The organism is Crenobacter caeni (genome assembly GCF_010435965.1).
GTDB classification, from domain to species: Bacteria; Pseudomonadota; Gammaproteobacteria; order Burkholderiales; family Chromobacteriaceae; genus Craterilacuibacter; species Craterilacuibacter caeni.
This window is the reverse complement of the sequence record NZ_JAAGAA010000007.1, coordinates 13,268-37,389: the sequence shown is the minus strand read 5'-3', so window position 1 is coordinate 37,389 and position 24,122 is coordinate 13,268. Positions and strand designations below refer to the sequence as shown.

Genomic DNA, 24,122 nt, shown 5'->3' with positions numbered 1-24,122 from the left:
ACAAAACCCGGCCAACCGAAACCGCTTATTGTTTTTCCTGCAACAGCGGCGCGAGGTAGCGGCCGGTATGGCTGGCCGGGTTGGCGGCCACCACCTCGGGCGAGCCCTCGGCGAGGATGGTGCCGCCGCCGGCACCGCCCTCCGGCCCGAGGTCGACCAGCCAGTCGGCGGTCTTGATCACGTCGAGGTTGTGCTCGATCACCACCACGGTATTGCCGTTTTCGCGCAGGCGGGTCAGCACCTTGAGCAAGAGGTCGATGTCGTGGAAGTGCAGGCCGGTGGTCGGCTCGTCGAGAATGTACAGCGTGCGGCCGGTGTCGCGCTTGGAGAGTTCAAGCGCGAGCTTGACCCGCTGCGCCTCGCCACCGGACAGGGTGGTCGCGCTCTGCCCCAGCCGGATGTAGCCGAGGCCGACGTCCATCAGCGTCGAGAGCTTGCGTGCGATCGAAGGCACCGCCGAGAAGAACTCGAACGCCTGCTCGACTGTCATCTCGAGCACTTCGGTGATATTGCGCCCCTTGTACTGCACTTCCAGCGTCTCGCGGTTGTAGCGCTTGCCGTGGCAGACGTCGCACGGCACGTAGATGTCGGGCAGGAAGTGCATCTCGACCTTGATCATGCCGTCGCCCTGGCACGCCTCGCAGCGGCCGCCCTTGACGTTGAAACTGAAGCGCCCGGGGCCGTAGCCCCGCTCGCGCGACAGCGGTACGCCGGAGAACAGCTCGCGGATCGGCGTGAAGAGGCCGGTATAAGTCGCCGGGTTCGAGCGCGGCGTGCGCCCGATCGGGCTCTGGTCGACGTTGATCACCTTGTCGAGCTGCTGCAGCCCCTTCACCTCGCGGTAGGGGGACGGCTCTTCGCTGGCGCGGTTCAGTTCGCGCGCGGCGAGCTTGTACAGGGTGTCGTTGATCAGCGTGCTCTTGCCCGAGCCGGAGACACCGGTCACGCACACCATCATCCCCAGCGGCAGGCTGAGCGTCACGTCCTTCAGGTTGTTACCGGTCGCGCCGATCAGCTCGAGCATGCGCTCGGGGTCGGGCACCCGCCGCTCATGCGGCACGCCGATACGCCGCCGACCGGACAGGTAAGCGCCGGTCACCGACCCTTCGCACGCGGCGACCTCGGCCGGCGTGCCGGCCACCAGCACCTCGCCGCCGTGCTCGCCGGCACCCGGCCCCATGTCGACCAGATAGTCGGCCGCGCGGATGGCGTCCTCGTCGTGCTCGACGACGATCACGCTGTTACCCAGGTCGCGCAGGCGCATCAGCGTCGCGAGCAGGCGGTCGTTGTCGCGCTGGTGCAGGCCGATCGACGGCTCGTCGAGCACGTACATCACGCCAGTCAGCCCCGAGCCGATCTGGCTGGCCAGCCGGATGCGCTGCGCTTCGCCGCCGGACAGGGTGTCCGCCGAGCGGGCCAGGCACAGGTAGTCGAGGCCGACGTTGTTGAGGAAGGACAGCCGCTCTCGGATCTCCTTAACGATCTTGTCGGCGACCTGCTGGCGCTGGCCCTCGAACACCAGGCTCGCGAAGAACGACGACGCGTCCTTCAGCGACAGGGTGTTGATCTCATAAAGCGGGCGGCCGCCGACCAGCACATTGCGCGCCTCCAGCCTCAGGCGCGAGCCGTGGCAGCTCGGGCACGCCTGGTTGTTCTGGTACTTGGCCAGCTCCTCGCGCACCGCGGACGAGTCGGTCTCGCGGTAGCGGCGCTCGAGGTTGGGCAGGATGCCTTCGAACGGGTGCTCGCGCGAGAAGCGGGTGCCCTTCTCCGACAGGTAGCTGAACGCGATCGCCTCGCGCCCCGAGCCGTACAGCACCACGTGGCGCACCTTCTGCGGCAACTCCTCGAACGGGGTGTCGATGTCGAAGTCGTAATGGGCCGCCAGGTTCTGCAGCATCTGGAAGTAGAACTGGTTGCGCCGGTCCCAGCCCTTGATCGCGCCGGCGCCGAGGCTCAGCTCGGGATGGGCGACCACCCGCTTGGGGTCGAAGAAGGTGATCTCGCCCAGGCCGTCGCACTTCGGGCACGCGCCCATCGGGTTGTTGAACGAGAACAGGCGCGGCTCGAGCTCGGGCAGGCTGTAACTGCACACCGGGCAGGCGAACTTGGCCGAGAACCAGTGCTCCTGGCCGCTGTCCATTTCCACCGCGATCGCCCGCCCTTCGGCGTGGCGCAGCGCGGTCTCGAAACTCTCGGCCAGCCGCTGCTTCGCGTCGGCGCGCACCTTCAGGCGGTCGACCACCACCTCGACGGAGTGCTTCTTGTTCTTGTCGAGCTTGGGCACGGCGTCGACCTCGTGCACCTCGCCGTCGACGCGTACGCGCACGAAGCCCTGCGCGCGCAACTCGTCAAACAGGTCGACATTCTCGCCCTTGCGCCCGACGATGACCGGCGCGAGTACCATCACCTTGGTCTCAGCCGGCAGCGCGAGCACATGGTCGACCATCTGGCTGACCGTCTGCGAGGCGAGCGGCACATGGTGATCCGGGCAGTACGGCTCGCCGACCCGCGCGTACAGGAGGCGCAGGTAGTCGTGGATCTCGGTGACGGTGCCGACGGTCGAGCGCGGGTTGTGGCTGGTGGCCTTCTGCTCGATCGAGATCGCCGGAGACAAGCCCTCGATCAGGTCGACGTCCGGCTTTTCCATCAATTGCAGGAACTGGCGGGCGTAGGCGGACAGGCTCTCGACGTAGCGGCGCTGCCCCTCTGCGTACAGGGTGTCGAACGCCAGCGAGCTCTTACCGGAGCCGGACAGGCCGGTGATCACGATCAGCCGGTGCCGGGGCAGGTCGAGGTCGACGTTTTTAAGGTTGTGCGTGCGTGCGCCGCGGATGCGGATATTGTCCATGCCTTACCCACAATGAATCGGTGAACCTGATAATATACCCGACTTACCGAGTCGGGCTCCAGCCACGCCGGCCGCCCGGATACCGTCCCCCGGAACCACCGTCATACCATGAATTCTCTGGAATTGCGCGCAAGCCTAGGCCTGGCGGGCGTCTACGCCCTCAGGATGCTGGGCATGTTTCTGATCCTGCCCGTGTTCGCGCTCTACGCGCACACCTTGCCCGGCGGCGACAACGCCGCCTGGATCGGCTTTGCATTGGGCAGCTACGGGCTGACCCAGGCGCTGCTGCAGCTGCCCTTGGGCATGCTCTCCGACCGCATCGGCCGCAAGAAAGTCATCTACGGCGGCCTCGTGCTGTTTGCCGCGGGCAGCTTTGTCGCCGCCGGTGCGACCGACCTTGTCTGGCTCACCATCGGCCGGGTGATCCAGGGCGCCGGCGCGATCTCGGCCGCGATCACTGCCTTGCTGGCCGACCTCACCCGCGAGGAAGTGCGCACCCGGGCGATGGCGATGATAGGCATGAGCATCGGCACCACCTTCGCCGTGTCGCTGGTGCTCGGCCCCCTGCTCGCCAGCGTGATCGGCGTGCCCGGCATCTTCGCGCTCACCGGCGTGCTCACGCTGATGGCGCTGGTCGGCGTGTGGCGGCTGATCCCCGACCCCGCCCGCTCGCGCTTTCACGCCGACGCCGAAGCCAAGCCGGCGCGCCTGATGCCGGTGCTCAAGGACGGCCAGCTCGCCCGCCTGAACTTCGGCATCTTCGCGCTGCACGCCGCGCAGATGGCGATGTTCGTCGCCCTGCCCTTCGCGCTGACCGCCACCGCCCGGCTCGACAAGGCGCACCACTGGCAGGTCTACCTGCCGGTCGTCGTCGTCGGTTTCGTGCTGATGGTGCCGGCCATCATCTACGGCGAGAAAAAGCACAAGCTCAAGCAGGTGTTCGTCGGCGCCGTCGGCCTGATGACCGTCGCCCAACTGGGCATGGCCGCGACGCTCGACACCTTCTGGCAGATCGTGCTCTGGCTCGGCCTCTACTTCATCGCCTTCAACATCCTCGAGGCGACACTGCCCTCGCTGATTTCCAAGATCGCGCCGGCCGACGCCAAGGGCACGGCCATCGGCGTGTATAATACCGCCCAGTCCTTCGGCCTCTTCGTCGGCGCCGCCGCCGGCGGCTGGCTGTACGGCCGCTACGGCGCTACGGGCGTATTCGCCTTCACTGGCACCCTGATGGCGCTGTGGCTGGTGCTGGCCTCGTCGATGCGCCCACCGATGGCGGTGCGCACGGTGATGCTGCGTATCGGCAACGGCTGGCAGGGCGACGCGCAAAAGCTGTCGCAGAAACTTGCGGCGCAAAGCGGGGTGCGCGAAGCTGTCGTCGTGCCCGAGGAGCGTGTCGCCTACCTGAAGGTCTCGCAGCAAGCGTGGGACCAGGCTGCCGTCGAGAAGCTGATCCGGGAAACCTTCCCGACCTGAACACCCGGCCCGCGGCGACGCCGCCGGCCAAGAAACGAACGGAGACGAGAACATGAACAGCATTTCCTTTGACGGCCGCGTCGCCGCCGACGCCGAACTGCGCTACACCCCGAGCGGCGAGCCGGTACTGAGCTTCCGTGTGGCCAGCGACATCGGCTTTGGCGAACGCAAGACCACCAACTGGTTTGCCTGCCAGGTATGGGGCAAGCGCGGCGAGAGCCTGCAGCGCTTCCTCTCCAAGGGCCAGCAGGTCACCGTCTACGGCCAGCTGACCCTGCGTGAATGGACCGACAAGGACGGCGGCAAGCGCCTATCGCCCGACGTGCGCGTCAACGAACTGAGCCTGCAAGGCGGCAAGCGCGACGAAGGCGCGCCCATGGACGACGGCTACTACGGTAGCGCGCCCGCCCGCAGCGCACCGTCCGCTCCGCCGGCCGCCCCGCGCCGCCAGGAAGCTCCGGTTGCCCCGCCGCAGCGCATGGACGACCTCGAGGACGATATTCCCTTCTAGGAGTCACCATAGACTTTTTTGTAAAATTTTTACCCAAAACCCCCGTACACCGGGGGTTTTCTACTTTTGTAGTGTAAAAAAAAATTCTGGCAGAATAAAAGTATGTTGCATACCATGTAGAAATGTAAACATATGGAGCTCACCATGGAGCTATCAGTCAGGCATATCCGCTTTGGTGATGGTGAGCGTTACATGCTGCTTGTTGACCAAAGCGGCATGCCCATCTACTTTCCAAGCCTGTACATCACCGTGATTATCCGTGGGAGCAGCAAGGCGACCAATACCATTCAAAACGTCTTGCATGCGATAAAAGCTCTCTACGGTTGGCAGGACTACTACAAGCTCAACCTTGAGTCAAGCTTTGCCTGTGGCGAGCTTCTCGAAGCCCATCAAATTCACGCCTTGCGAGATTTCATGCAGCGCTCATTGACGAACAATGCGCAGCCCGAACAGAAAGTCATCTCACTCACTGCACAAAAGCGCAAAGGAAAGACTGTCTCAACCAAGGTGCAATATGCCCGCCTGTCTGTCGTTGCCGATTACCTCGGATTCCTCGCGGTGCAGCTTCAAAACGGCTCTGAAGAAAATAAGAAACGCATTCAAGCCATGGTCAACATGATCAAGGCTAATCGACCGAAAATTTCTAACAAATCACAAATGGATCGAGATGATATTCATCTAGACGATGAGTTGCTCGACAGACTCGACAATGCACTCAAGCCTGGCTCCAAGAATAATCCAGTGAAAGATTACGGAACGCAGATTCGCAACGCATTAATGATTGTCATTTTGCGAGTGACAGGAATGCGGCGTGGAGAGTTGCTGAACCTCAAGGTCACAGACATCGACTTTTCCTCTAACAGGCTGTCAATCGTGCGGCGACCAGATGCCCAAAGCGATCTCCGGTCATATCAGCCTGTCGCGAAGACTAGGGAGCGAACAATCCCACTAGATCCCTTGCTAGCTGATCGCATTTATGATTACGTGCTCAAGTATCGGAGCAAAGTATCTGGTGCGAAAAAACACGGCTATCTCTTCGTGACGCACAAAGCAGGCCCCTCTTGCGGCCATCCCCTCTCGATTGCCGGATTTTCAAAACTCATGCATGAAATAAAAGGGATAGACTCTGAGTTTAATAAAATACACCCTCACGCTTTTCGCCATGCTTGGAATTATGAATTTTCGAAGAGGATTGATGAAAAGGGCGTGACACCCGAGCGAGAACGACAATTACGCTCCTACCTCATGGGCTGGAATCCGACATCGGATACGGCAGCGACATACAACAAGCGACATATCAAAGAAAAGGCGGGTGAGGTAGTGCTTGGGTTGCAAGAACGCTATTTGAACAAAGGGGATGAGGCATGAACATGCCAGTTGCACAGGCAGTTTGGAGCGAAAAGATGTTTTCGCGAGAGGGCTACCAGTTCAGACTTGACGATGACCGCTGGAGACTCAACAAAGATTGTGAAATTCCCGTTTCTTCGATCAGAAAATTACTGAATCCAGAGATCGATCTGGCAATTCGTCATGTGCTTGCCTTCTATGCAACAACAACATCAGCCTTTCATGTTCACAATTGTTTTTACCGATGCAAAGCCTATCTGGAAGCGACCACTGGGCAGTCAGCATTCAGCGTTGAATCGCTGATTTCATACCGTTCCACGCTCAAAAAAAACAACGAGTGGTATCTGGGCACGCTGCGTGGATTTTTCAAACAGTGGCATGCAATGGGGCACCCTGGAATTACTGATGAAGTTATTCAGTTGTTGGGCAAGTGGCGTCTAAAAGGAAACGAGAAAGGCTACGCAGTCCAGTCGATGTGTCCTGAGAGCGGGCCGTTGACCGACATCGAAATGCAGGGAGTGATTGAAGCCATTACCACTGCTTTTGGAGAAGGACGCTTGGCACTTTTGGATACTGCTCTGACGCTCACAGTCGCACTGACAGGTCGGCGTCCTGTTCAGATCACCGCGTTGAAGATTAAAGATATGCTCAAGCAGACCAGCAAAGACGGCATCGACAAATTCTTTATCAACTTCCCGCGTGCCAAGCAGCGTCATCAATCCTGGCGAACCCAATTCAGTAAATTTCCGATCAGTGAAGACCTCTGGCTTATTTTGCAACAACAGGCAGCATCGGTCCAGCGAGAATTTAAAGAAATAATTGGCGATGCGGTGCCTTCTAAGCTAGTACCTGATCTGCCGCTATTTCCAAATCTGAAATTGCTCGATATCAATGCCTGCCTCGAGGATCAGTTAAAGATAGACACCCTTCACGCACCCACGTATACAATGACAAACGTGCTGAATGAAATTTCAGAAGAAATAAATATCACTAGCGAGCGCACCGGTCTGCCGATTCATTTATCACCGATTCGTTTCAGATATACCTTGGGCACAAACTTGGCGCGCGATGGAAATAGTGAATACGTAATTGCCGAGGCACTTGATCACTCTGACACTCAGAATGCTAGTGTTTATGTAAAAAACATTCCAGATATAGTTAAGCACATTAACAAAGCAGTAGCACTGCATCTCGCGCGGCACGCCCAAGCCTTCCATGGCGTGCTCGTCATGTCTGAGAAAGATGCTGCACGTGGCAATGATCGGAGTAGTCGTATCACCAACGGGACCCAGAGTGTTGGCACTTGCGGTAGCTATGGCTTTTGCGGGGCGCTTGCCCCCATTGCTTGTTACACCTGCAATAATTTTCAACCATGGCTTAATGGCCCTCACGAAGAAGTCTTGGAGAAGCTAATCAAGGAGCGCGACAGTATCCTTGAGCAGACAAACGACTTGAAGATAGCGTCCATCAATGACCGCTTAATTCTTGCCGTCGGTGACGTCGTGAACCGCTGCAAGGCAATGAAGGAAAAGGTCGAAAATGTCTAACATCCTGCTGTTCAAACCCAAGACTGAAAATGATGCCAGAGCTAACCTGGAAGAATTCATTGCCTTGTGCCGTAACAAACTGACTGTGTTTGGGGCTAATTTAGATTGGGATAGCAGTTCATGGCCAAAAGTCTGCAACTTCACTGTCATTGGGGCACCTTCGCGAGGATATTCGCAAGATCAACTGCTAGACGAACAGATAATTCCATTTGCAAAGGCTTATATTCGCTACCAGCAAGGCCACAACCCCACGAAGTTAAAAGGCGAAATAAAGGCCATACGCTGCATTGAAAGATCCTTATTGCAAGTTAAAGGCAAGGCAGATATAACCTTGGTTGATGGCAATGTTATGGATGTTGCTGTAGAAGTTGCGCGGGAATATCAGGCCACTGCGTATCAAGCCGGAATTGCCCTTAAAAAACTAGTTTTTTTCCTTAACGAAAGCAGAATAATTCCGCGTCAAATCATCTGGGAAAACCCCATATCAAAACCATCGGAAATTACCAGAACAGACGCGGAAACCAAAGCTAAGCGCGCAGCAAAAATACCAAATGAGCAATGGCTGGACTGGATGGCCGAGATGTTTGCAAACAACCTCCCGGCACCGCGAGACCGCTTCACTACGTCGATCTTCGCCCTGATGATGTGCGCTCCATCACGCATCTCCGAAATTCAGGATTTGCCAGTGAATTGCTTGCATTACGAAGTTGACAACCAAGGTACCAAGTGCGTAGGTCTTAGGTTTTACGCAGGCAAGGGGTTTGGTGCTGATATAAAGTGGTCGTCTGAGGTCTTCAACGCAACGGCGATCGAAGCGGTTCGGCGGCTCACTGAACTGTCCGAAGAGGGGCGAAAGCTGGCTCGGTGGTACGAAGAAAACCCAGAGAGATTCTACCGCCATGAGAACTGCCCGAATGTAGGCGAAATGCAGCCTTTGACTGATGCGCAAGCGTGTAGGGCACTGGGCCTGAAAGAAAATTACTCATCTAATTCCCTACGGAAATACTTTAGAGACTACACCCCCTACCAGACACTAAAAGCCACGGGTGATTCATTGACCTTGGCATTTCTAAATACTTATTGCCGGAGCAAGTTACCTGAAGGTTGGCCATGGAAAAACAAAGAGCGGAACATCAAATATTCTGAAGCACTTTGCTGCTTCCGCTGGAACGAACTTCGCAGCGACATGGAGCCAAGCCCAGTTTTGTTAGGGCCACCCGGAAAAAGCATGTTTACTAGCGACTTGAGTTATACAGATACTCATAAACACAGTATTTGGATGCGCCACGGTTACAAAAATCCAGACGGGTCTGAAATTTCGATGACCTCCCACCAGATTCGACATTACTTGAATACCATTGGGCAGCGGGGGGGGCTTGGCGAGCTTTATATTGCACGTTGGTCAGGACGAGCGAATGTTCATCAAAACGCCACATACAATCACATGACCACCGATGAATATGTAGAGTTGGCTAAAGGTGTTGGAATCGGCACAGCACTTGCCAAGATCAAGAAAAATATGCCGGTAACTTTTTCTGATCTCGATGCGATGGGCGAGGGAATTGCTCATGTAACCGAGTTTGGCTTCTGCATCCATGATTTTTCGATGCTTCCGTGTCAAAAGCATCGTGATTGCCTGAACTGCGTTGAGCAAGTGTGCGTAAAAGGTGATGAGGGGAAGTTGCAGCGATTGAGACAGCAGCGCGATGGCATTCGCCTGCAGCTCAAAAAGGCATATGACGCCACGGATTCCGGTGAGTACGACATGGCCAGCATTGACCGTTGGACAACCCATCAGATCAAGACGTTGGAGAGAGTAGATCAATTAATCCATATTCTCGAATCACCAGAAACTGAAAATGGTGCAGTGATCCGCATGCGACATGATCAAGAGTTCAGTCCACTGAAGCGGGTACTTGCCGCAAAGTCTAAGGCACCTAAGCTGGTGGCACCGGCAAATAAAAATGAAGCCCCGAATATGGATGATCTGCGGACATTGCTCGGAGTGTAAGCCATGGCCAAGCACCTGACAGATAGAGACATCGGCATCATTATCAATCAGATCGATAGCGTCCGAGACAAGCTGACTTGGAACGGCTTGTGCGATGCGGTCGAACCGTTGATCGGCACGAGACCAACTAGGCAGACTCTGAATGCCCATGAACGTATCAAGACTGCATTCGCTCTCAAGAAAGATCTGCTAAGAGATGGATTTCATCCATCGAAACGACCAGCAAGCCTAGCGATTGCCGAACAGCGCATCAGACGGCTGGAAAGCGAGAATGAGCGTCTCAGGCGTGAGAACGAACTACTACTGCAACGCTTCGTAGTCTGGCAATACAATGCCTACAAGAATGGAATGACGCCGGCAAAGCTCGATGCACCATTACCTGTCATTGATCGTGACTCATCCGAGCAGAAGGGCTGAGCGACTGATCTCCTCCTACTTAACCGAGCATTCGAAACTCGAGATTTCCGGCTGCAAGGTAAACGAGCAGATAATCGCTCGGAGTCAGGTTGTCTAGTATCAACGCCGACTAAATTATAGCCCCCATCTTGATGCCACGGGATCCAGACTTCATATGGCATGAAGCGGGGTATTGTAAGCTAGAAACGCTACGCCATACATCGCGGGTACACGTGGCGGGAATCTTCCTGAGCTTCCCGTATTGATAGAGAGCGAACTGAGGATATCAAATAAATACCAATTCTCCCCCCCTCCGCTCATGCACCAGCACGCTCTGGTTCAGCAGCAGCTGCAACGAGCGCCAGTTCGGCAGGTGCTGATCCAGGAGCGTGGTAAAGTGGTCGTTGTGATGACGCTTCACGAGATGCATCAGATCGTGCACCACGATGCACTCGATGCACGCTGGGGGCTGCTTGACCAGTTCCAGGTTGAACCAAAAGCTGCTCGTCTGCGGGTTGCAGCTACCCCACTTGGTTTTCATCCGTTTCACGCCCCACGTCGCCGCCCTCCTCCCCCCAACGCTGTCTTTCACTGGTCCAGCAGTGGTTCGGACAAGCCCTTGAGTTCGGCCCGTTGCCAGCGCAATAGCTGCACGGTGCGCTGTTCGGTGGTGCGGCTACCGCGCAGGGTGTGTGCGCGTATGACCTGCCGCAGCTGGTAGCAGAAATTGTCCTTCAGCCGGACAAGACAGGGAAATGCAAAGTGCGTATCTCGTTGCGTAAACGCAAGGGGGAAAACGGCGGCTGACGGCTTACGGTTGCTGCCGTAGCTGCTCAATGAAGCTCAGCAGCGCCTGCTTCTGCTCGGCCGTCAGTTGGTGGGCAGCATCTACGATAGAGGCGTCAAGGTCATCTTCGCAGTAAAACCAGGCGACCGGCACGTCCAGCAGCTCGGCGATCCGCTTGAGCGTCGCAAAATCTGGCGCGTGTTTGCCGCGTTCGTACTGATTCATGCGTGCGCTCGCATTGTTCGGATCCAACCCCAACAACACGCCAAGCTGTTGCTGGGTAAGACCCTTACGGACTCGCGCCTGCTTCAGGCGCTGGGGAAACGGGCTGGTCAAAGACATGAGGAGGTCAAGGGCAGGATGCTCATGCCTAAGATTCTCTTAGCCCTACTCCGTAAGGTATACTAAGGTTTTCTTAGTTTGCAAGACCCCATGAAACACCACTATCCGGACCACTTGAAGATCGAGGTGTTGCAGCACCTGGAAAAGGTGGGCAGCGTGACGCAGGCCGCCCGCAAGTTCAGCATCCACCCCTCCACCGTGTACGGGTGGAAACACATCGGCCTGGCAGCCTTCCGCCAACGTGCCTCCCTCTGCCCGCCCCCAGTCAGCCCAGCTCCCACCGACCCCAACGCCCGCATCCAGCGTCTGGAACAGGAAAACGCGGTACTGCGGGAGGCGGCGAAGTTGTACTTTGGGTACAAGTAGCAGCAAGTGTCCTCATCTCCCAACGACAGGAAATGCCCCCGCGCCCACGCGAAACGCCTACCGCATACATCACGACCTTGCCCACGGAAATGACGTATTCGGTGCCCGTGTTCAACAATCTCCCCACTAGCAGCGGTCTTCGCGACATAGCGCATTGCCTATACATCGGTAACGCGGGCTTGCACGCTTAAGCTGAAAATTGCACTCACATCAGTCTTGCGGCAAACTTGAATTAAGTTTCATTATTCAAGTTTGCCGCGATGACACTGTCCCTGCTCCCCGTCGCCCTCGCTCCGACCGCCGCCACCACCGCGCTGATGCTCGCGCGCGTGCAGGCGGGCTTCCCGTCACCGGCGGCCAGCTACGCCGCCGGCGCGCTCGACTTCAACCAGTATCTGGTCGCCCACCCACCGGCGACTTTCGCGCTGTACGCGGCGGGAGACTCGATGAGCGACGCCGGCATCGACGACGGCGATCTCTTGGTGGTCGACCGTGCGCGAGAGGCGGTCAGCGGCGACATCGTGATCGTGCAGCTTGCCACCGAATTCACCGTCAAGCGCCTGCGCAAGACGCCGACCGGCCTCGAGCTGCATCCGGAAAACGCGCGGGTGCCCTACCCGGTGCTGCGCCCGGGCGACGACGAGGAGTGGCGGCTCATCGGCGTGGTCACCTTCATCGTCAAGCACGCATGCCCACGTTCGCGCTGATCGACGGCAATTCGTTCTACGCCTCGTGCGAGCGGGTGTTCCGGCCGGACTTGGCGAAAACGCCTATCGTGGTGCTCTCCAACAACGACGGCTGCGTCATCACCCGTACCCGTGAAGCGAAGGCGCTCGGCATCCGGATGGGCGCGCCGTATTTCGAGGTCGCGAATCTGGAGCGCAAGGGGCTGCTGACGGTGTTCTCCAGCAACTACGAGCTGTACGCCGACATGAGCCGGCGCATGATGGACACCATCGCCTCGCTGGTGCCGCGCTTTGAGGTGTACTCGATCGACGAATGCTTCGCCGACCTGACCGGCCTGACGGACGACCCCACCTGTCTTGGCCAGCGCATCCGTGCGCGCGTCGAACAGTGGGTCGGCCTACCCACCTGCGTCGGCATTGGCCCGAGCAAGACGCTGGCCAAGTTCAGCAACCACCTGGCCAAGCGGCACGGCAAGCTTTCTGGCGTGCTCGACTGGGGCAGCCTATCCCCGGAACGACAGACGAAGGCGCTGGCCAGCGAGCCGGCGGCCGAAGTGTGGGGGATCGGGCGCAGGCTCGCCGAGCAACTGGCAGGCATGGGCATCGACAGCGCACTAGATCTCGCCCGCGCCGACCCCGCGCTGATCCGGCGCCGCTTCGGGGTGGTGGTAGAACGGGTGGTGCGCGAACTCAACGGGACCTCCTGCCTCACACTGGAGGACGTCGCGCCGCCGCGCCAGCAACTGGTGCGCAGCCGCAGCTTTGGGCAGCTGATCCACGAGCGCGACGCGCTGGCCGCCGCCCTCGCCCACCACACTGCACAGGCGGCGGCCGACCTGCGCGCGCAAGGCAGCATCGCCGGCCTGATTGGCGTGCAACTGCACACCCACCGTTTCCGCGCGCAGGACGCACAGTACCACGCCTGCGACTGGCAGGCGCTGCCCGTCGCAAGCTGCGACACGCTCGCGCTCACCCGCGCGGCACTCGCGCTGCTGGACAAGCTGTACAGGAAGGGTTTTTCGTACAAAAAGGTTGGTGTGCTGCTGGGCGAGCTGCTAACGGGGGCCGCACGGCAAGCCGACTGGCTCGCGCCGGAGACCGACCCCGCGCGCCAGGCGCTATTGGGCGCGCTCGACACCGTCAACCACCGCTACGGGCGCGGCACGCTCAGGCTGGGCGCCGAGGCGATCGGCCACGGCTGGCAGATGCGGCGCGAACACGCGAGCCCGTGTTACACCACTCGCTTCGATCAGTTACCGACGGTGTCTTAATCGGTCCTAGAAGAAATCTCACCCATCACATCTGTGGTGCACAACTACCTCCCACTGAACATGTCGGGTAGCGCCAGGAGCATGCAAACAGAGGATTTCTCCCCTTATCGTTGGTATGGCTGACGGGGGCTGATCAGAGCAGGAAAACGCGGTACTGCGGGAGACTGCGAAGTTGTACTTTGGGTATCGATAGCAACTTCTTAGAAAACCCGCAGGCGGCAGCTAATCCACCTTTGAAGTACGTCGATCAAAAGCCGACTCTAAGTCGGCTACTCGGCCAAAGCTGCCTGTCGATAACATCGATGTCATTGGCAGCTAGCTGCAGCAAAGCCGACATTAAAGAATATCGTCGCGTGCCTTCCGGCACGACAAATAATGCGCTCACAAGCTATCTAGCGGACTGCTCACGCCCCAGTCTCCCTTGTTCAGTACATGGGTATAAATCATCGTGGTGCTGACATCCGCGTGCCCAGTAGCTCCTGCACCGTGCGAATATCGTAGCCGGATTCAAGCAGATGGGTGGCAAAGCTGTGGCGTAGCGTATGCGGTGTGGCCAGTTTGGCAATCCCGGCAGCAGTTACCGCCCGCTTCATCGCTCGCTGCAGTAGCTTTTCATCCTGATGGTGCCGCCGTTGTGCGCCAGAGCGCGGATCGCGCACATAACCAGTGGTGACAAACACATATTGCCAGCCCCATTCCTGCCCGGCATGAGGGTATTTTCGTGCCAGCGCATCGGGTAAAAACATATCAGCCATTCCGGCCTGCAAGTCTGCCTCGTGGATGGCGCGCCGCCGCTGCAGATGGGCCTGTAGTGGTGCCACCAGGCTCTGAGGCAACATTGTCACTCTGTCTTTCGCCCCCTTGCCATCGCGGATCAGAATTTCGCCACGCCCGAAGTCGATGTCTTTGACCCGCAGGCGCATGCACTCCATCAGCCGCATGCCGGTGCCGTATAGCAAACGCAGCTGCAGCGCGTACAGCCCATCGACCTTCGCCAACAGTGCCGCGACCTCCAGTCGCGTCAGAACGACTGGCAGATGCCTGGACGGTCTGGCCCGAACAACCTCATCTAGCCAGGGCAAGTTCAGCATTAGCACATCACGATAGAGGAACAGAAGCGCAGACAATGCTTGATTTTGCGTGGATGCAGACACCTGACCTTCAATGGCCAGGTGGGTGAGAAAGCTACTGACCTCTGCAGCCCCCATCTCGCGAGGGTGCCGATGATGGTGAAAGCGCAAAAAGCGCCGTACCCAATTGACGTATTGCTGCTCGGTGCGCAGGCTGTAATGCCTGACTCGCAGCGTCTCGCGCAACACATCGAGCAAGCGTGGCGCTGCAGTCCCATCTTGCTGTGTACTTTCAGGCATTGGCAACTCCAATGGCTTGCAAAACAATGCTAAATGCGCATATCATAACTAGTTATACACACAGACAAACCAAATATACACCTGCAAAGGTGTATATTTCACATTAGCCGGAATGTAGCATCGTAGATTATCGAGCTTGGAGGTAGGGGTACATATAGAAGTGAGCGTTGATATCTCGTTTGGGTTGGAGTTTTCCATGTCTGATATATGTAATTTCACATCAACAATGGAGAATTTTATGTACAACACAATCGCTTATATTTACCAAGCAGCATCGCATATCCATTCAGCAATGGAATCGGTGATTGGGTCAGTCGCACATGCGATAGATCAACTCCAAACGGAGATCTTTGGTTATTTGTTTGCCTGTATTTGGTGCGGAGTCGCATTCCTGCGGAGCCTGGTGGATACTCCAACCCAAATGAGAGATAAAGCAATCATGGAATTATGTACTCACCAAGAGTGAATGTTGAGGGTTCGATTCCCTCTCTCCGCACCAACTATCGGCCGGAATTGTTTGTATGAAATCCGGCTAACAAGTCGTTCAAGGGTCGACGTTTTCGGCATGCGCCGAAAATGCGCCCTTAACTCTAACGTTAGATTTCACCAAGCTGAATGAACTATGGACTTGTATCAAACAAGAATCCCAGCACCGCAAGACTGGCAGCAACTACAGCGCATAACTGCAGATTTTTATAAAAGCAAATTTCCAGACTGCACTGTCGACGAATATGGAACCCATGGGCAGGCCCAAGATGGCGTCGACGTTTACATATATGACGAAACCACTGCTGTCGGTGTGCAATGTAAATGCGTGGAGACTTTTACTGCCGATGATCTAGCCAAGGAATTTGACAAGACAAAATCCTTCAAAAACCCGCTAAAGCATTACATCATAGTAGTGACAGTCAAAAGAGATACAGGGCTGGTAAACAAGGCTGTTGAACTAACGTTATCAAGCGGGCTAGGCGTACGCATAGAGGTTAAGTTCTGGCAGCCTTTGGCAGAGGAACTGGCCGGGTACGAATCGCTTGCCAAGAAATATCTGAACTTTGCCGTCAGATTCCCTGTTCACGTAGAAGCCAATGGAGCGTCAGCACTTATTGTCCTAGAGACAAAGGACTCAAGATTTGAATTTGTCGCGACAAAAATGGCCAGCTTTAAGGGGAGGTATGAGAAACAAGGCAACCTCATTTTGGTCACTTCTCTTCAGGGTGAAAAAAAAAGCACACTTCCACTCGCTTGGAAACGGGCATTGGACCGACTTCCATAAAGTTATTGGGTTTACAAAGCTAGATGCCTTCGCTGCTTGGATCTGGTTTTCTAGGTTTAGTAACTTTGAGGAAATCTCTGAGACGTCAGGGGATGTTCAAAACATTCTTTTCACAAATGACGAGCTAAATCGCATCAGGTGCCAGAATGGTTCTGGCGAGTAACCGTATCGCCCACAGTCAAATCTAACCCTCCGCTCCAGAGGGACGCTGCGCCGGCAAGCCGGCTTCGTGCCTCTGAGCTAGTACGTTATGCCGCAAGGAGGCTGCGTGTCAGCAACAGCAATATCCACTGCGTTCCGCACCTCTGCAAATTTCTCGAGCGATGGAGAAGTCGAGCTTTTCCGCAAGCTCGCAAAAGCTATTGAGTACGGCTCCTCCTCAATCTTTGTTGAGGAGACTCATGGAGCGGTCAAGTACAACGTCGAGTTCAACCTCACCACTGGCATCAAGACAAGATGCGAAATTGCTGATCTACTCATCATTTCCAGATCTGATTTTGCGCCTTTCTACCGCGCAACTTTCTGGCAGGCCAAAAAGCAAGCAAAAGCCAAATGGGTCGCTCACGGCACCGCCGACCGGCATGTGGATTTTAAAGGCCAGTTTAATCAATGGGATCTTCTGAGTCGTAGGCCGGCTATTGCAGGTGTGCCACCATTTATGCCGCCTGGTGATCTACTGACAAGCTTTAGCTCTGGATCGATAGGTTCATTCGGGATTTTTTATGAGCGCGCATCACAGATCGAACTTGTGCACTCCGTTGCCAAGTTCATCTCATGTAGTAGTCCAAAGACTACGCATTCGACGATGGTTGCTAATGCTTATATTGAGCAATATTTCTATAACGGCCCAGAGATACTCGTCAGGACAGAGCTGGAGACTTTCCTAGACGCGCTTTTAGATCACCAAGTTGGTGCGCCGCTTGATCTAGCAATGCAAACTCACAGATGGCTCTTGGCTTACGCCCGCTCTAAAGTATCGGCGACACGTGGCCAAACATTTAATGCCTTTTTCGATGTTATCGATGATGTTGATACCATGGATGTCTTGCACAGCAAAGACGGGCTCTCAGTGCTTCTCGTGGATACTCGTCAAACGGCATAACAATTCATTCAAGCCGACGCCGCTTCGAGGCGCGGCTTAATTCAGGCGTTAGTGTCCGCTTTTTCATGAAGGCATCGACTGCTTTGGGTCGAAAACACGCGTTCACTAGCCTAGAGAGCTGCCGTACGAGTGCCTGATTACTGCTACGTCGCTAACTGCTGCATTGCTGCCGCATCGGACTAGCACCACCAACGGCCGCTCTGTCCGATGATCTGCCGCCACTCTCAGTGGGTGGCAACGGTTCGGCCAAAGCAGTCGCCTACAGTTGTGGCAGAGGAAGCCTGCTTTAGGCTGGCTGCTGACGTTCAAATTTGGCAACCTGAAGACCGCCGGCACTGAAACTGGACATTGCTCGGTACTTCCTGCCAGAGTTGAAGCCGATGGTCGCTTTGCGCAACACCACGAAACCATTGCTGCTCCGACGATTCAAAGAGGCTGGGTTCACGGACTGGTCGTGACACATGCCTCTCGAAGCAGCGACGGGAGCACATCGCAAATCTCGTGAACGCGCAACAGGAAGAAATAGCGACGCCTGAAATTCAGCAATGGAGGTGAGGATCAAAGCGATCACCCAACGGCTGTGCCGTTGGGTATCCTCCGGGCTTCGCGCACCGGCGGTCGCCAAAATTTTAGAGTTGAGGTATAGTAATTAGCTTAAGCAATAATTTATGCCCGACCCCGACGAGCTAATACGTAAAAATTTATATCGAGATGACTAGACTTGATTTTATAAAACTACTTCACAATATATGGCTAAATTCTGATGCCAATTTCTCCGGCGTCGGAATTATTGTATGCGACACGCCAGCCTATTTGCCAATCATAAATCTACGAGGAGATTTACCAAGCATCTCAGGCACAGTCGCTGAAACCCTGTCACGCCTATCTAGTGACAAAAGCAAATTCCACGACGGATTTCACATAATTAATCAAGCTGGATTGATTTCTCATTTTTCACAATATTTTTCCCCCCCCATTGTACCGGATGTTTATTTGGATAGAAATCGAGCTATTGGTGGACGGTTTGTAGCAGGAATTTTTGGGTCAACCATCCCTGGGGTTTTAATGACCGGAATCGTCAGCAAAAGACACAACCTATCCATATTCGAGAAAGGCCACGAAACCCACTTCGAGACGCTAAAATGATCGGTCTTCTTCCTATTGGGCGAATTATTACTATTATTGCCGTCGCTTACGCAGTCGCAACCGGGATAATCTTATGGACTATCTACGATAGTCAAACTGGATTTTCAACTGCCATATCAATCGCAAGCGGAGGGTCGGCGGCATTGCATATTACCCTACTTGGATTGTTCAATTTTGGATGGCAATTTCTTTGGAAAAAGTTCCCTATACTGAACAAATGGATATTCCCAAATTTAAACGGCACTTGGTCAATGGTGATTCATTGGGAAGGGGAAGGGAAACATGGGACATCTTCCGCAAAGGCAATTATAAAACAAGACTTCCTGAAAATTGGAATGGACGTAGATGCCGAATATTCCGAATCGATAACATTATTAGCAAAACCAAAAAGAGACCCCGAAACGGGACGCGGCGTACTTTATTATGTATTTCTCACTACTCCAAAACATAAGTCAGGTACCGATCCCCAGAGCCCATATAAAGGTGCCGCCATTCTAAAACTAAGCCTTGAAGGCGGTGATCAACTACAAGGAAATTACTTCACTAGTAAAAAAACGATTGGCCATTATGAACTCACCCGGACTTGCACCTTACCTAGCAGTTGAGGGGGCAGCCAACTAGTTGCACTTTTTTATTTCTTCCGTGCATTGGCTTTTTTAATGGAATGGACGTGATCTGCCCCCGCCAGCCATACCAGCGATAAGGAGAGAAGTCCTAGGTTCGCATGGTCGTGACACTGCTTGATCCTTCGGTGGCCTGCTGCTGGCGATAGCGGGCCGCAAATACTGCCGGTGGTATCCGGCCAATCGCGCATGCGGACGCACCTGGTTGTAGTCATCCCGCCAGGCCGCAATGATCTGTCTCGCCACTACCAATGTATCGAAAACGTGCTCGTTCAAGCACTCGTCGCGAAATCTTGCATTGAAACTTTCGACGTAGCCGTTCTGCATCGGCCGACCCGGCTGGATCAGTATGTGCTGGATGCCATGCCTCCGAGCCCAAACCATAAAGACCCGGCTGGTGAACTCTGGCCCATTGTCGGTTCTGACTGCCAACGGGTAGCCGCGAAATTGTGCGACCTGATCCAGCATCCGCGTGACGTATTGACCAGACATCGAAAAATCGACCACAATCTGCACCGCTTCGTGGCTGAAGTCATCGGCCACCGTCAGGCATTTCAAGCGCCGGCCGCTGACCAACTGGTCGCTGACGAAATCCATGCTCCAGACCTCATTCAACTGTGCAGCCGCTTGCAGCGGCGTCCGCACGCCAACCAGTTTGCGTCGGCGGTTACGTCGACGAACGGCCAAGCCCTGCTCGCGATACAAACGGTAAACCCGCTTGTGATTAATGGCTGGAAACTCGACGCGCAGCAGGTCATGCACCCGGCGGTAGCCAAAGCGTCGGCGAGTCTGAGCGATCTCGACGATGCGTGCTGTCAGCTCGCACGTCAATGCATCCACCTGCGGCGGATGCCGCCAGGCATCTCGGGAAAGCCCCACAAGCCGGCAAGCGCGACGTTTGGATAGCGCCAGCCCGGAGCTCAGCATGACGCTTCTAGCCTGCCGTTTGGCTTGCGGGGCTAGCGCTTTACCCCGAAGGCGACCTTGAGGGCCTCGATATCGAGATGGGCCTCGGACAGCAACTTCTTGAGCCGGGTGTTCTCGGCTTCCAAATCCCGGGTGCGATGCAGTTCGGCGACATTCATGCCGCCGTACCTGCTGCGCCACTTGTAGAAGGTGGATTCGGAGAAGCCGCCCTGCCGGCAGACCTCCTTGATCGCATGCCGAGCTCGGCTTGCCTGAGGAAGCCGATGATCTGCTCTTCGGTAAATCTGCTCTTCTTCATGTCCGTCATTCTCCTTCAGTGACGGACTTCTCTCTACTTTTGATTGGTATGGCCTAAGGGGAGCAGATCACAGCCACACACCTTTAAATGCCTTTTGCATGCACAAAAGGCAAGATTGTGGTATTAATTGACTTTATCGGCGACTCCATCCAGGACATTGGATCAAACCGAAATTCATTAATTTCGTACAACTCGAGGACTGATAGTAATGACTGAATTATTTTCTGAGGAAAAAATAATTAAAGCTCTTGACTGGACCTATGAAAAAGTACTGAATGGCATCCCAGGCTTAGACTCAGCCGAAGAACTAGCCAGAAGCTATCTTAAATTAGAAGGAGATTTGCACGACAAAGCCAACTCGCTGATCCGCTGGCAAAACACAAAAGCAGGGACCTCCGGATTTATCAATGGACTAGGTGGCGCTCCGCTTATGCCGGTCACCGTTCCGGCCAATATCACCAGCGTCATGTATGTGCAAGTACGAATGATTGTCGCAATAGCCCATATTGGCGGTCACGACATTAGAGATGACAGGGTTAGAGCATTAGTCTATGCCTGTCTATGCGGCAACGCCGCCAAAGACATTATCAAAGAAGTCGGAATAAAGATCGGTGCAAAACTCACAGAGCAAGCCATACGCGGCATCTCCAAACAGGCTATCGTCAAGATCAACCAAGTAGTTGGATTCCGTCTACTCACAAAATTCGGACAAACCGGAGCGGTTAATCTTGGCAAGGCAATCCCGCTGGTTGGCGGCGTCATCGGTGCCACGTTCGACTCTGTCACCACTAACGCTATCGGCAACATCGCCCGGGACACCTTCATCCCGACACGCGTATAAGTTCACTTGAGAGAGAAAAAAAAATGAAAAAAGGCGGAATAATAGCATTTATAATTTTTATTATTATTGGAATCACGGCACTGACAATCACCCCAAAGAATGCCCTCTTCTTATTTCTTGGAGTATACATAGGATCCTTCATATTTTTCGTCAGATATCTTTTAGCCCGTGGGCTTCGCGGAAAAATATTAAAAGGACTTGGAAAAGCATTTTTAATTGGCTTACTAGCTATGATTCCGGTCATTGGATGGATTATCATCATATTCTTCTTATTGAAGAATATAGTGGAAATCCTGCAGTGTTGTCGTGAAATGATGCCTCAAGCGATTGCTAGCATCATCATGGCAACTCTACTGATCACTCGGTTTATTTTCGATATCAGTCACCCAACCATTTTGGCTGGAATTGGTATAGTTTATGCTATATTTGCATATCATCAATGCATCAAAATGAAAACCGCTACAATTGAAGATGCTCTGTTCTGTGTTAGTACTTTCTGGCTGGCACCTATGGTCATCACAATGCTGCTAATGTTCATAGTCGCTGGCCTGCGTAATTTATTTCAATCAGTTACTACCACCATCACAAAAACTATCAGCACCCCACAGCTAGTCTCTGCGCATATGCGAGGTAACGTGGAAATTAGCCCTTACCTTCGGTCATCTAGTAAAACCGTATCTGAAGTAGTCACAAAAGTAGTTCCAGGATCAGGTATCGTCACCTCATCCGTTGCGAGGGATGCCAGCATCCTGCATGTAGAAAACACAAAAGACAAATCATAAACAGCATTTACACCAACAGGCCCGCAAGGGCCTGTAATTCGGCCAGTTGGCTCCAGATCGCGCAGGCTGCCCACGCCGTGCCGACGCAGGCAAGGATCCAGACCAGAGCGAGACGCCGCCGGGTTGAGGAACTCGCGTGATCTTGAACCAACGTCAAGCCGACTAGTGCACAAGCCGTTCAAAGCGTACGACCCCGGCTATTTCCACATTGACGTCAAATACTTGCCGCAGATGCCGGACGAGTCGGCACGACGCTATCTGTTTGTGGCCATCGACCGGGCAACCCGTTGGGGCTTCGTGCAGATCAAGCCGCACAAGACAGTCCCCTGTCACATACGCACCATCCTGACCGATAACGGCAGCAAGTTCACCGATCGACTGCTCAACCGTCAGAAGCAGGCCAGCGGCGAGCATGAATTCGACCGGCGATGTGCAGCGCTGGAGATCAAACACCGGCTGACCAAACCATGTACGCCGCAGACGAACGGAATGGTCGAGCGTATCAACGGATGGGGCAGCGAGGTGCTGGCCACGCACCCTTTCAAATCGGGCTAGGATCTCTCGACTACGCTGGAGCGCTATGTACTGCTCTACAACCAGCATCTGCCGCAGTTGGCCCTGCGACACCGGACACCGACTCAAGCCATGAAGGAATCGCAGAAACAGCGCCCGGATTTGTTCATCGTCCGGGACTAGACACTCTGGCAACTACGAAAAAACTGCAATAACATTGCCATCAATAAAAACCTGACCAGGCCATGTGGATGGAAATGGACGAACTTGATCGCAGCCACTACACCTTGCACTCCTGCGCACATTGCAAGGGAACGGGTACCTGCATTAGTGGACCGGACGGGGCCAGCTGCATGGTGTGCGCCAAAAGGAATGAGCTGAAAAAAGGCCCTTACCACGGACTGGCCTGCGGCACCTGTGGCGGGCTGGGGAAAACCGACACCATGACCTACCGTATGACCCACCGAACTCAGCCGATCCTGTCCATCAGCCTTGTTTTCGGATCAATCGGGCTGATACTGCTATTTGGCTTCGCCGGCAGCCCCTACTTCCACGAGGTTCTGACCTTCTGTACAACGCTACTCGGTAGCGTGATTGGTTACTATTTCTCGAAAAACACAAAGCAAAGTTGAAAAAATTTCTCCGCAGGCAAGAACTGACTGGGCTTTGTTGCACAACTCCCTCTCGCTGACCTTGTCGGGTAGCATCCGAGCATGAGTAAATCCGTACCGGCCCGCTACAAGACGACCAACTGGGCCAAGTATGATGCCGCGCTCAAGGCGCACAGTTCCCTTCTGATCTAGCTGGACACTAGCCTGCTTGGTTTGGCGTTGAGGCAGACCATCGGCTTGGTCGAATGCCTGATCAAACAGGCGGGTCTGGACTGGCAAGTGCCGAATTTCAGCACGCTCAGCCGCCGCCAACACTCGATTGCCGTCACAATTCCGGCTCAGAAGCAGGGACGAGGGCTTCAGTTGCTGATCGACAGCACGGGTATCCAATTTCTCGGCGAAGGCGAGTGGAAGCGCAAGAAACACGGTGCCGAATACCGGCGACAGTGGCGCAAGGTGCATCTGGGGATCGATGCAGACACGCTGGAGATCCGCGCAATCGAAGTGACCGGCAACGGCGTGGGTGACGCCCCGATGTTGCCAGAGTTGCTCAACCAGATCCCGTCTAACGAGCCGATTGCAAGCGTCAGCGCCGACGGCGCGTACGATACCAAGGCCTGCCACGTGGCTATTGCGGCACGTCACGCCGAAGCCATCATCCCGGTTCGCAAGAATGGCCGACCGTGGAAGGAGGATGGCGCGGGAGCCAGGGCGCGGAACGAAATTCTACGTGCTACCCGAAGACTGGGCGCGCCCCTCTGGAAGCGCTGGAGTGGCTACCACCGGCGTAGCTTGGTCGAAACGAAGATGCGCTGCTTTAAACGGCTGGGTGAGCGCGTCATGGCGCGGACGTTTGAACGTCAGGTGGCAGAGTTGCAGATTCGCGCGGCACTCCTCAATCGCTTCACGCAGTTGGGCAGGCCGGTCACGGTGCGCGTAGGGTAATTGCGCCTAGGGTAAGGGGGGAGCCTAGCCTTCAGGCGATTTGTGCAACAAAGCCCTTCTGCGTTGGCGATTGATAAGCTCTTCCTCCGCCATTGCAGCC

Annotated in this window: 21 protein-coding genes and 3 pseudogenes; 19 read left to right on the top strand and 5 right to left on the bottom strand. The window is 55.3% G+C overall.

What is annotated here, in order from left to right:
• Nucleotides 1–25: 25 nt before the first annotated feature.
• On the bottom strand, nt 26–2,851 hold the full coding sequence (uvrA, locus tag GZH52_RS09360; protein ID WP_163316217.1) for an excinuclease ABC subunit UvrA: 2,826 nt from the start codon (nt 2,849–2,851) through the stop codon (nt 26–28).
• A 108-nt stretch (nt 2,852–2,959) separates the two neighbouring features.
• Between uvrA and GZH52_RS09355 the strand changes: the two genes are divergently transcribed.
• From GZH52_RS09355 to GZH52_RS09330, 6 genes are all read left to right on the top strand, one after another.
• Complete coding sequence (locus GZH52_RS09355; RefSeq protein WP_163316216.1) at nt 2,960–4,327, top strand: MFS transporter; 1,368 nt, start codon at nt 2,960–2,962, stop codon at nt 4,325–4,327.
• 52 nt (nt 4,328–4,379) lie between these two features.
• Nucleotides 4,380–4,838: a single-stranded DNA-binding protein gene (locus GZH52_RS09350; RefSeq protein WP_136551628.1), complete on the top strand. Its 459-nt coding sequence runs from the start codon at nt 4,380–4,382 to the stop codon at nt 4,836–4,838.
• A gap of 144 nt (nt 4,839–4,982) precedes the next feature.
• Nucleotides 4,983–6,206 carry a site-specific integrase gene (locus GZH52_RS09345; RefSeq protein WP_163316215.1) on the top strand — a complete coding sequence of 408 codons (1,224 nt, stop codon included), beginning with the start codon at nt 4,983–4,985 and terminating at the stop codon, nt 6,204–6,206.
• Nucleotides 6,203–7,732: a site-specific integrase gene (locus GZH52_RS09340; RefSeq protein ID WP_163316214.1), complete on the top strand. Its 1,530-nt coding sequence runs from the start codon at nt 6,203–6,205 to the stop codon at nt 7,730–7,732. The genes GZH52_RS09345 and GZH52_RS09340 overlap by 4 nt, the downstream gene beginning before the upstream one ends.
• A complete protein-coding gene (locus GZH52_RS09335) occupies nt 7,725–9,743 on the top strand; it encodes an integrase (protein WP_163316213.1) in 2,019 nt (672 codons plus the stop codon). Before GZH52_RS09340 ends, GZH52_RS09335 begins: the two co-directional genes overlap by 8 nt.
• Before the next feature lie 3 nt (nt 9,744–9,746).
• Nucleotides 9,747–10,160, top strand: coding sequence for a hypothetical protein (locus GZH52_RS09330; RefSeq protein ID WP_163316212.1), 414 nt, complete (start codon nt 9,747–9,749; stop codon nt 10,158–10,160).
• 265 nt (nt 10,161–10,425) lie between these two features.
• Here GZH52_RS09330 and GZH52_RS09325 read toward each other — a convergent pair whose 3' ends face one another.
• Nucleotides 10,426–10,731: a YgjP-like metallopeptidase domain-containing protein gene (locus tag GZH52_RS09325; RefSeq protein ID WP_349290648.1), complete on the bottom strand. Its 306-nt coding sequence runs from the start codon at nt 10,729–10,731 to the stop codon at nt 10,426–10,428.
• A gap of 219 nt (nt 10,732–10,950) precedes the next feature.
• Nucleotides 10,951–11,268 (bottom strand): helix-turn-helix domain-containing protein, encoded by a 318-nt coding sequence (locus GZH52_RS09320; RefSeq protein WP_203525695.1) that lies wholly within the window; start codon nt 11,266–11,268, stop codon nt 10,951–10,953.
• A 90-nt stretch (nt 11,269–11,358) separates the two neighbouring features.
• On the opposite strand from GZH52_RS09320, the gene GZH52_RS09315 reads away from it, so the two are divergent.
• From GZH52_RS09315 to GZH52_RS09305, 3 genes are all read left to right on the top strand, one after another.
• Entirely contained in the window at nt 11,359–11,634 is a 276-nt protein-coding gene (locus tag GZH52_RS09315; protein ID WP_163316210.1) for a transposase, read from the top strand.
• A 260-nt stretch (nt 11,635–11,894) separates the two neighbouring features.
• On the top strand, nt 11,895–12,341 hold the full coding sequence (locus GZH52_RS09310; RefSeq protein ID WP_163316209.1) for a LexA family protein: 447 nt from the start codon (nt 11,895–11,897) through the stop codon (nt 12,339–12,341).
• Nucleotides 12,323–13,591, top strand: a complete 1,269-nt coding sequence (locus GZH52_RS09305) for a Y-family DNA polymerase (protein ID WP_163316208.1) — start codon at nt 12,323–12,325, stop codon at nt 13,589–13,591. Before GZH52_RS09310 ends, GZH52_RS09305 begins: the two co-directional genes overlap by 19 nt.
• Nucleotides 13,592–14,034: 443 nt before the next feature.
• Here GZH52_RS09305 and GZH52_RS09300 read toward each other — a convergent pair whose 3' ends face one another.
• On the bottom strand, nt 14,035–14,961 hold the full coding sequence (locus GZH52_RS09300; protein ID WP_489884323.1) for an integron integrase: 927 nt from the start codon (nt 14,959–14,961) through the stop codon (nt 14,035–14,037).
• Between the two features lie 238 nt (nt 14,962–15,199).
• Here GZH52_RS09300 and GZH52_RS09295 point away from each other — a divergent pair, with 238 nt between their 5' ends.
• The 5 genes from GZH52_RS09295 (at nt 15,200) to GZH52_RS09275 (ending at nt 19,087) form a co-directional block, all read left to right on the top strand.
• Nucleotides 15,200–15,427 carry a hypothetical protein gene (locus tag GZH52_RS09295; protein ID WP_163316207.1) on the top strand — a complete coding sequence of 76 codons (228 nt, stop codon included), beginning with the start codon at nt 15,200–15,202 and terminating at the stop codon, nt 15,425–15,427.
• 156 nt (nt 15,428–15,583) lie between these two features.
• The gene (locus GZH52_RS09290) at nt 15,584–16,234 is read left to right on the top strand and encodes a hypothetical protein (RefSeq protein WP_163316206.1); all 651 of its coding nucleotides are present in this window, start codon (nt 15,584–15,586) and stop codon (nt 16,232–16,234) included.
• Nucleotides 16,235–16,502: 268 nt separating this feature from the next.
• Entirely contained in the window at nt 16,503–17,336 is an 834-nt protein-coding gene (locus GZH52_RS09285; protein ID WP_163316205.1) for a hypothetical protein, read from the top strand.
• Nucleotides 17,337–18,047: 711 nt separating this feature from the next.
• Complete coding sequence (locus GZH52_RS09280; RefSeq protein ID WP_163316204.1) at nt 18,048–18,482, top strand: hypothetical protein; 435 nt, start codon at nt 18,048–18,050, stop codon at nt 18,480–18,482.
• Nucleotides 18,479–19,087 (top strand): Cap15 family cyclic dinucleotide receptor domain-containing protein, encoded by a 609-nt coding sequence (locus GZH52_RS09275; protein WP_163316203.1) that lies wholly within the window; start codon nt 18,479–18,481, stop codon nt 19,085–19,087. The genes GZH52_RS09280 and GZH52_RS09275 overlap by 4 nt, the downstream gene beginning before the upstream one ends.
• Before the next feature lie 109 nt (nt 19,088–19,196).
• On the opposite strand, the pseudogene GZH52_RS09270 reads toward GZH52_RS09275, so the two are convergent.
• Nucleotides 19,197–20,330: pseudogene (locus GZH52_RS09270) on the bottom strand (IS3 family transposase).
• A gap of 208 nt (nt 20,331–20,538) precedes the next feature.
• On the opposite strand from GZH52_RS09270, the gene GZH52_RS09265 reads away from it, so the two are divergent.
• The 5 genes and pseudogenes from GZH52_RS09265 (at nt 20,539) to GZH52_RS09245 (ending at nt 24,022) form a co-directional block, all read left to right on the top strand.
• Entirely contained in the window at nt 20,539–21,171 is a 633-nt protein-coding gene (locus tag GZH52_RS09265) for an EcsC family protein (RefSeq protein ID WP_163316202.1), read from the top strand.
• Nucleotides 21,172–21,194: 23 nt separating this feature from the next.
• Nucleotides 21,195–21,953, top strand: coding sequence for a hypothetical protein (locus GZH52_RS09260; protein WP_163316201.1), 759 nt, complete (start codon nt 21,195–21,197; stop codon nt 21,951–21,953).
• A gap of 120 nt (nt 21,954–22,073) precedes the next feature.
• Nucleotides 22,074–22,649, top strand: a pseudogene (locus tag GZH52_RS09255) (integrase core domain-containing protein); the annotation flags it as partial.
• 68 nt (nt 22,650–22,717) lie between these two features.
• Nucleotides 22,718–23,098, top strand: a complete 381-nt coding sequence (locus GZH52_RS09250; protein ID WP_203525694.1) for a hypothetical protein — start codon at nt 22,718–22,720, stop codon at nt 23,096–23,098.
• Nucleotides 23,099–23,179: 81 nt separating this feature from the next.
• Nucleotides 23,180–24,022: pseudogene (locus GZH52_RS09245) on the top strand (IS5 family transposase).
• Nucleotides 24,023–24,122: the final 100 nt, after the last annotated feature.